1 protein-coding gene is annotated in these 2,544 nt (G+C 70.6%); it reads right to left on the bottom strand.

Going from position 1 to position 2,544, the window contains the following annotated elements; translation table 11 throughout:
• Positions 1-2,476, bottom strand: a 2,476-nt coding sequence (locus SALPAC3_RS25145; RefSeq protein WP_033774779.1) for a type I polyketide synthase, incomplete at its 3' end; no start/stop codon positions are given.
• Positions 2,477-2,544 lie beyond the last annotated feature (68 nt).

Genomic DNA, 2,544 nt, shown 5'->3' with positions numbered 1-2,544 from the left:
CGCTGAGCAGGTGTCGGGCCAGATCGCTCGGCGACGGGTAATCGAAGATCAGGGTGGCGGGCAGCCGCAAGCCGGTGCTGGCGGAGAGCCCGTTACGCAACTCGACCGCGGTGAGCGAGTCGAAGCCCAGTTCCTGGAACGCGCGGCTGGCATCGATCCGCTCGGTGGAGGCGTGCCCCAGCACCGCCGCCACCTGGGCCAGGACCAGGGCGGTTGCGGCACGGTCGCGCTCGTCCGCGGGTAGCGCGGCAAGCTCCTCCGCCCAGCTGGTGGCGCTGGGGGCGGCGGCGTGGGCAGCCGAGCGCCGCGCCGGGCGGACCAGGCTGTGAAAGGGCAGCGGCAGGTCATCGCCGAGGGTACGCAGCGCGGCCACATCGAGTCGGGCCGGGATAAGCATGGCCTGCTCACTGGCGACCGCAGCGTCAAGCAGGGCAAGCCCATCGGCGGTCGTCAACGGCAACACCCCACCACGAGCCATCCGCTCCTGATCCACACCAGACAACCGCTCGGTCATCGCCGAGCCCTGCCCCCACAGCCCCCACGCCAACGACACACCAGGCAACCCCGCCCGCCGACGCACCACAGCCAACGCATCCAGAAAAGCATTAGCCGCCGCGTAGTTACCCTGCCCCGGCGCACCCAACACACCAGACATCGAAGAAAACAACACAAACGCCGACAACTCCCGACCCCGGGTCAACTCATCCAACAACCACGCCGCATCCACCTTCGGACGCAACACCCCAGACACCCGACCCGCCGACAACGACGACACCACACCGTCATCCAACAACCCCGCCGTATGCACCACCGCCGACAGATCCACCACACCCGCCAACACCGCCGCCAACCGCCCCCGATCCGCCACATCACAGGCAACCAGCTCGACCCACGCACCAGCCCCCGAGAGCTCCGCCACAAGGTCCGACGCACCGGAGGCAGCCATACCACTACGCGACAACAACAACAGACGCCGCACCCCATGCGTCACCACCAAATGCCGAGCCACCGCCGAGCCCAAGGCACCCGTCGCACCAGTAACCAACACCGTGCCCGTACCGAAGAGCGGAGCATCCAGCTGCCTAGTCGACGACGGCCGGCGCACGATCCGCGGTACAGAGACCACACCACGACGCACCCGCACCTGCGGCTCGCCAGCGGCCAGGGCGAGCGGAAGGACGTCGGCGAGCTGCTCGGTGTCGGTGTCGACGAGAAGGAAACGGTCGGGGTGCTCCGCCTGCGCGGAACGCAGCAGACCCCACACCGCCGCGCCGGCCAGGTCGGTCACGTCATCGCCGACGGCATGCCGGGTGAGGACGACGAGCGGGGCGGTCGTGGTCTCGGCCAGCCAGCGCTGGGCGATCGCCAACACCCGGTTCACCTCGGCGTGCACGTCGTCGGTGCCCCCCGCCGGCAGCACCACCAGCTCGGTCGGGCCGTCGCCGTTCCCCGGGCCGGTGGTCGGAGTGAGGCCGTCGTCGGTGGGGGCCGGGGCGGTGTCAGGGTGCCAGGTCCACGTAGGGGTGGTTCCGGTCGCGGTGCGGCTGAGGGGACGCCAGTCGAGACCGAAGAGCGCGTCGGAGACACCGGTGGCCGTAGTGACCTGCACCGGGCGGAGCACCAGCGACCGCACGCTCGCGACAGGTGCACCGACGGTATCGGCGACCGCGATCCGGATGCCGGTGTCGGACAGGGTGAGCCGTACCCGGAGACTGGTGGCACCGGTGGCGTGCAGTGCCACGCCCGACCAGGCGAACGGCAGACCTCGGTGGGTGTCCTGGTCAGCTCGGGTGAGGGCGTGCAGGCCGGCGTCGAAGAGCGCCGGGTGCAGACCGTAGCCGTCGGTCTCCGCACCGTCGGGGAGATCGACCTCGGCGTAGAGTTCGTCGCCGGTCCGCCAGGCGCGGCGCAGACCCTGGAAGGTGTGGCCGTAGTCGAGTCCGCCAGCCGCGAGGTCGTCATAGAGCCCGGTCAGGGGCAGCGGTTCGGCATCGACGGGCGGCCACTCGGTGAGGTCGACGCCGGGGTTGTCGCTGGCGGTCAGGACTCCGGTCGCGTGCCGGGTCCACGGGGCGTCGTCGTGTTCGCGGGAGTGCACCCCGACGGCGCGGCTACCGGTCGGGTCGGGCGCCTCCACCGCGAGCTGGACCTCGACGCTGCCGCTGTCCGGTACAACGAGCGGCGCGTGCAGGGTCAGCTCGTCGAGCAGGTCGACGCCGACCTGGTCGCCGGCGTGGAGGGCGAGTTCGACCAGCCCGGTGCCGGGGAACACGACGGTGCCGCCGACCGAGTGGTCGGCGAGCCATGGGTGGGTGGCCAGGGACCAGCGGCCGGTGAAGACGACGCCGTCAGTGTTGGCCAACGGCACCGCGGCGTCGAGCAGGGGGTGGGTGGCGGCAAGCAGCCCAGCGCCGACAAGGGCCGGGTCGTAGAGCCAGTAGTGCTGGTGTTGGAAGGCATACGTCGGCAAATCCACCCGCCGCCCACCCCCACACACCACACCCCAATCCAAATCCACACCCGACACCCACACCCGCCCCATCC

This window comes from Salinispora pacifica DSM 45544, from assembly GCF_000378845.1.
GTDB classification, from domain to species: Bacteria; Actinomycetota; Actinomycetes; order Mycobacteriales; family Micromonosporaceae; genus Micromonospora; species Micromonospora pacifica.
The sequence above is the reverse complement of the archived record's forward strand: the minus strand, read 5'-3'. Positions and strand labels throughout refer to the sequence as shown.